This is a genomic window from Sphingorhabdus arenilitoris (assembly GCF_042651485.1).
In the GTDB taxonomy this organism is placed as follows: Bacteria; Pseudomonadota; Alphaproteobacteria; order Sphingomonadales; family Sphingomonadaceae; genus Sphingorhabdus_B; species Sphingorhabdus_B arenilitoris.
In genome coordinates, this window is record NZ_JBHSDH010000002.1 from 1 (window position 1) to 6,356 (window position 6,356).

At 49.3% G+C, this 6,356-nt stretch carries 6 protein-coding genes; all 6 read left to right on the forward strand.

Going from position 1 to position 6,356, the window contains the following annotated elements; all coding sequences use genetic code 11:
• A partial coding sequence (locus tag ACFOWX_RS00030; RefSeq protein WP_381420404.1) for an RHS repeat-associated core domain-containing protein occupies positions 1 to 883 on the forward strand: 883 nt, incomplete at its 5' end.
• A gap of 531 nt (positions 884 to 1,414) precedes the next feature.
• Positions 1,415 to 1,876 (forward strand): hypothetical protein, encoded by a 462-nt coding sequence (locus ACFOWX_RS00035; RefSeq protein ID WP_381420405.1) that lies wholly within the window; start codon positions 1,415 to 1,417, stop codon positions 1,874 to 1,876.
• A gap of 238 nt (positions 1,877 to 2,114) precedes the next feature.
• Complete coding sequence (locus tag ACFOWX_RS00040; RefSeq protein ID WP_381420406.1) at positions 2,115 to 3,200, forward strand: RHS repeat-associated core domain-containing protein; 1,086 nt, start codon at positions 2,115 to 2,117, stop codon at positions 3,198 to 3,200.
• Between the two features lie 23 nt (positions 3,201 to 3,223).
• Entirely contained in the window at positions 3,224 to 3,745 is a 522-nt protein-coding gene (locus ACFOWX_RS00045; protein ID WP_381420407.1) for a hypothetical protein, read from the forward strand.
• 256 nt (positions 3,746 to 4,001) lie between these two features.
• Positions 4,002 to 5,477: an RHS repeat-associated core domain-containing protein gene (locus ACFOWX_RS00050; RefSeq protein WP_381420408.1), complete on the forward strand. Its 1,476-nt coding sequence runs from the start codon at positions 4,002 to 4,004 to the stop codon at positions 5,475 to 5,477.
• A gap of 2 nt (positions 5,478 to 5,479) precedes the next feature.
• Positions 5,480 to 5,974 carry a hypothetical protein gene (locus tag ACFOWX_RS00055; RefSeq protein WP_381420409.1) on the forward strand — a complete coding sequence of 165 codons (495 nt, stop codon included), beginning with the start codon at positions 5,480 to 5,482 and terminating at the stop codon, positions 5,972 to 5,974.
• Positions 5,975 to 6,356 lie beyond the last annotated feature (382 nt).

The window sequence follows — 6,356 nt, forward strand, 5'->3', positions numbered from 1 at the left end:
CGGCGCGGCGGACGATCCGCTTGCTTGGTGGGAAGGCCCGTTGATGAATTGCACTGGCACGCGGTTTTTGCATTCTGATCGGCGCGGTTCTGTTGCGGCGCTGGCCGATTGCTGGGGTAACCGGCAAGCGATTAACAGCTATGACGAGTGGGGCATCCCGGCGGCGGCCAATCAGGGCCGGTTCCAATATACAGGGCAGGCCTGGATACCCGAGCTGGGCATGTATTATTACAAAGCCCGCATCTACTCCCCCACGCTGGGCCGGTTTATGCAGACCGATCCCATCGGGTATGAGGATCAGTGGAACCTCTATGCCTATGTCGGGAATGATCCGGTGAATAAGGTGGATAGCTCAGGCAAAAGAACCACCATCATAACAGTTTATGACAACATCCCCGGTTTGGGTTGGACGGGAACTCATTCCGCCATTTATGTTGACAGCGGAAATGGAAACAAGCTGCTCTACGATCCTGCTGGTAGCTACCAGATTGACAAAGCAGGAAGTGGAAATGCGTTATTTGATCAGGACGCCGACCTTCAAGATTATGTGAACTATCATACCGAGGTGGGCTCCCGCGTTCGTTTGCAATCATTCGACCCTGGCGCAAGAACTGAAGGGAAAATCCGGAGCAATGTTGAGGAGCAGGGCGGAGCAGGGCCTTTCGAATGCACAACGATGGTTTGCGCTGCAACCGCAGGAACAGGGTTAATTCCTAAGGGAGATCAATCCCTTGTGCCGGGGAATTTGGCTCGTAATCTTTCTGACAATCTCGATTTGAAGCGCGACGTCACGGCTAATCCGGACGGAACCGTAACTCGGAATGTTCCTGCGCCACCTCCTCCGGAGAATACGTATTGCAGGCCGGGGCATTTCTGCAAATGACGAGGAAACTCACTCTTTTTCTCGCGACGATAATTGTAGTGACTTTCGCTTTGAATGCAGTGATATATTTTAATTACTACGGTCGTGTAGAGCTAACAAATGAAGATTGCATCTCGATACGGAATAGAGATGATAAGGGTATGCTTGTAGCAAGGCGCATTGCCGCAAAAACTGCTGCTAGACCAGCATATGTCTATGCCATTTCATATTTTGTAGTCTATTCGAACATGAAAGTGTTTTGGACCAAACAGATGGTCGCCAGCCTTACGAATTGTTCTGGTGATCCCGACGAACGAGATGAAGGAGTTCGGAATTGATGAGGTCAATCTCGGGTCATGTAACGAAACAAGCCTTTCTCTCGAAGGGGCTGGCACGCGCATTATTCCATGAGGCTAGGCATACAGGGGATTTTGATATATCCCATCAACAACTTGATTTCAGCGCACAACGAGCTCTAATGGGCGCAGGTCTAAATGGCAGCAAATGCTGGCGGTACGGTGTACCAGGCGGTGGCTTCCCTGGAGGTTGCAGGTGAAAACGGCTTATCTATACATTTCTATCGCTATAATATTTGCACTAGCCGCAGCAACCTTAGCGCTGCAAACCAATCGCAAATCTGAAAACTTGAGATTGTGCTCCGGTCAATATACCTTGGATTTCCACTTTGGGACCACCAAAATGCAAGGAGAGGCAGACGGCATAATGTCACTTAAAGGTGGGAACATGGGGCAACAATTTTGGGAGATCCGAAAGTGTAAAGATAATATTAATATCAAGCACTGCTTTAAATCTCACGTCAGTTACGTCCAGCCCAGCGCACTCAGCGCAATAGACGAAACCATGCTCGTTGGTGTTAAGCGCACTGCAAATGCAACTCTTATCGATTTGGAATGGAGCAATTCAAATAATCAATTAACTTTCGATAAGAACAACGATCTAGTCTCTTTGCGCAAGATTGTTGATGGCCGACTAGTCAGCTTTGAACCGTGTTGACCAGATCGGCGAGAATGGCGGTGATGTGATCCTGTTGCAACGTTATACCAACCGCGTCAATCGTATGAAAGAAAATGGGTCTGGGCTAAGACCTTGAGTATTGGGGCTTATACCAATCGTGGCGACCTAAATTACATGCTCACAAAAAATTTTGATTTACGGTGACACGTGCGACATGCCCTAATTATAACAAGCAGAATGGTGTATGTGCTACGTGGCATCGTAATTCCTGGCGGCAATGTCACACGCCCAATTGCACTATGATCCGCTGGGCCGGTTGTATCAAATAGGCGGCGGTGCGCAGCGTTTTGTGTATGACGGCAATGCGCTATTGCTGGAATATAATAATGCAGCTGCTATTGCTCGGCGTTATGCTCATGGTGTGAACGGCGCGGCGGACGATCCGCTTGCTTGGTGGGAAGGCCCGTTGATGAACTGCACTGGCACGCGGTTTTTGCATTCTGATCGGCGCGGTTCTGTTGCGGCGCTGGCAGATTGCTGGGGCAACCGGCAAGCGATTAACAGCTATGACGAGTGGGGCATCCCGGCGGCGGCCAATCAGGGCCGGTTCCAATATACAGGCCAAGCCTGGATAGCCGAACTGGGCATGTATTATTACAAAGCCCGCATCTACTCCCCAACGCTGGGCCGGTTCATGCAGACCGATCCGATTGGGTATGACGATGGGCTGAACTGGTATGCCTATGTCGGCAACGATCCGGTGAATGGGGTGGATCCGACGGGGATGTATATCTGCGGAAAAAATCTATCAACTAGCCAATGCGTTCAATTTTCCGTCTCTCAGCTTATGGCAGACGTCAAAATAACAAAAAGCGTAAATACCTTAACAACAGCCAGAGATAAATTGGCGGCAGGGGAAAAACTATCGAGAGATGAAAAAAGATCCGTCAGTCAGATTGGTCGATTTTTTGGATCTGGAAGCGCAAATATAAAGGGAATTGACAAGGCTATTGGTGGTGCCAATAAAGTGTTGCAAGAGCTGCGGAGCAATAAACCTGCTATCTTAGGCAATCATGGAGCGCTAGCACAAGCCTTTCCGGGAGGACGCGGAATTGCCTTAGGTGCTAAATTTTTTAATGTGGGAGTAAACAGCCAATCATTTACAATAGGCCATGAAGCAGCGCATACTTCAGGAATTGCTCCAAAGGATTTTGGCATAATTGTCGGCTCCCAATATATAGGGGCTTATGGTTATAATAGCGCGATACAAAGAGCCCAATTGGCTCCTCAAAGAGCACTTGAACATGCTGATACGGTGCCATACGCTTTTGGACTGCGCCGTGACGGGGACCCTGAACAATGAGGCAAGTTATGTATGGATGTATTTTGAATCTGGCCGCTGTTCTTCTGGCTTCTTGCGGGCAGCAGGGAGCAAAAACTAGCGAAACTATGTTGAAGTCCCCCGGTAAAGAAATCAGTCGGGTGAGTGGTAGCAAGGTTGAGATAGACGGTATAACTGTTAGGGGGCCATATATCGGAACTAATATTGAGTTATTTGTAAAGTCTGAGAACCCAGAATATGACTGCATAAACATTGATGCTATTTCTGGTTTATACGAAGATTTTTATCTTGAAGGAAATAATAAAAATAAGTCGAAAAATTATTTTCCTTATTTGAAGAAATCTGATCACAAAATATCAAATTTCGACATTGATAATTATAACAATAATAGTAGTTATAAAGCTGTAAATATATATAATTATGAATATAAACTTTCTCTAGATATTGATCATAAATTTGTTTCTTTCGCCATATTTAGTTGTGATTTGTATTCAAAAAATAAGAGTCAGCACGTATATCATTATCTATCTAATCCCTATGATTCGAGCCTGAGCACCCGGCAATAACCTCTCGCAATAGACTGTGTTTTGTGATTCATTGGTTGCAGATGAGAAATTCCAGAGGCATATTGGTTTAGTAGCCGTCCGCTCCATATATGCCTTGCTAGCTGCGGAGAACGGACAGTACAAATCCTCCGGAATTACGGTGACAGTGCACTAATTATTTGTATTAAGTGCACTGTCACCGTAATCGCATTCATCTACTGGCGGTACAATACCATTTGCAGGGGCAACTTTTAACCAACGCGGACAAGTGACCGGTTTGGGTGTTGCAAGTAGCACGACGGCTTATGGATATGATCCTGCGGGCCGTTTAAACAACCTCAGCTTCAACTTCACATCCGCACCGAATGATGTTGTTTGGGGCTACACCTATAACCCCGTATCGCAACTTTCGGCACAGACCCAGTCAAATGACAGCTATTCGTGGACGGGCGATGTTAATGTCAGCCGGGATTATTCGGTGAATGGCCTAAACCAATATATTAGCGCGGGCAGTGCCATTTTTTGTTACGATGCCAACGGCAACCTAACGGCAGACGGGACGTCGGTGTTTCTGTATGATGTTGAAAACCGGTTGGTGGAAAAACGGGCTCAGAATAACACGAGTTGTTCGGCGCTATCCTATAGCGGGGCGTTGCACGCCCAATTGCACTATGATCCGCTGGGCCGGTTGTATCAAATAGGCGGCGGTGCGCAGCGTTTTGTGTATGACGGCAATGCGCTATTGCTGGAATATAATAATGCAGCTGCTATTGTTCGGCGTTATGCTCATGGTGTGAACGGCGCGGCGGACGATCCGCTTGCTTGGTGGGAAGGCCCGTTGATGAATTGCACCGGCACGCGGTTTTTGCATTCTGATCGGCGCGGTTCTGTTGCGGCGCTGGCCGATTGCTGGGGCAACCGGCAAGCGATTAACAGCTATGACGAGTGGGGCATCCCGGCGGCGGCCAATCAGGGCCGGTTCCAATATACAGGCCAAGCCTGGATAGCCGAACTGGGCATGTATTATTACAAAGCCCGCATCTACTCCCCAACGCTGGGCCGGTTCATGCAGACCGATCCGATTGGGTATGAGGATCAGTGGAACCTCTATGCCTATGTCGGGAATGATCCGGTGAATATGGTGGATCCGACGGGGATGTGTGGCGCGCGCTACGAAGACGGATCATGCCAAGTTATTCGAGAGGAGGGAATCGCTGAGCAGGGCGAGGCAGATGCTTTAGCGCTTGAGGGAAGGCTGAATGCTAGAGATACTATGGTGAACGGCTTGGCCGATGACTCGACACAAACTATCGTCCTTGAAGATGGAAGCGAGGTATCGGTGTCGGGTGCCGAGTACAAGTCCATCTGGAACGGCACCACGTGGTCAATCACAAATCGAGATTTTGGGAATGGTGGAAGCGGAGGAGCGCAAGGCAGCTTCAATGCAGATGGGAGCTTTACGGGTTCAGTGGGCCTAAACCCAGGAACATTTGGTGGATGGGCTGGAACGTTTGCGAGCAGCATGAGCGATCCACGCTATGTGGCGGGTGTTGTCGATACCGTGATAGGACATGAGCTTGGACACTTAACACTCCCGGGTCAGAGTTTAACATCGAGCTATCCGGTGACCGGGAATATCAACTCGCCGGGCGATGTGTATCGCGAACGCAACACGAACAGGATAGGGCAAGGACTAAACCGGGCGACCCCGGGAACTCGATTCTATTGTCCTGTGGCACCCTTCGGATGTTGACGATGAAATTCTACCAAGCCATCCTTTCGACCATCTTTTTGGCATCTTGCATTTCAGTTGGCGCGACCAAAGGCGCGCCGGAGATTGCGACGTTTGGAAACCAAGAAGGCGACGAGATCATGCTTGGAGCCGCTGAAATCTTGATTGCGGGGCGCTCGTATCCCCTTGCTGACTGTTCACACGGTGAGGCGTTTTGCAGAACTGGTTTTTTCCGCTTCGAAACAACTCAAGATTGCGCTGCGCTGCAGCCCAAAGACCCTCGTCTTGAACGACCGATGATAATTGCAAGCAATTACCACTCCAAGACATACTGGCTCTTCTATCCTGAATCTCCCAATTTCATCATTGAATATACAATCCCCGATGGAGTCACCGCGTTGTTTTTTTCTGCCGACGAAACCCGCTTTCGCGAATTCGCGGCTGAACAGAACGGTCGGATAGATGAAATGTGGGCATATCGATTCCCATCCTTAGGCCCGAGTTTTGCTTGCTCCTGAGGGATCGGTTTACGAGGGTTCCCTACTACGAGGATAGGCCTAACCGCTCTCGGTATTGAAAGATCAGGCTGAGTCACTGGATCGGGCCTGCGCAATGTGGGATGCCTTTGGGCGCACACCGGGAATTCCGGGGACATTGCGTAATTGATGTAGTCACTCTCCTACTTAACACGGAGTCGCAATGGAGCGCTCCAAAGGAGGAGAGTGACCGATGAGTATATTTGCAGGTTTGGATGTATCTGACAAGACGTGCCACATATGCGTGGTTGACGGCGATGGTGTTGTTATCCGCCGCGATGTGGTGGCGAGTGATCCGGATGTGTTGTCAAAATGGCTGGCGAAGCATGCCGCAGGCCTTGAGCGGGTGGTGCTGGAAACAGGG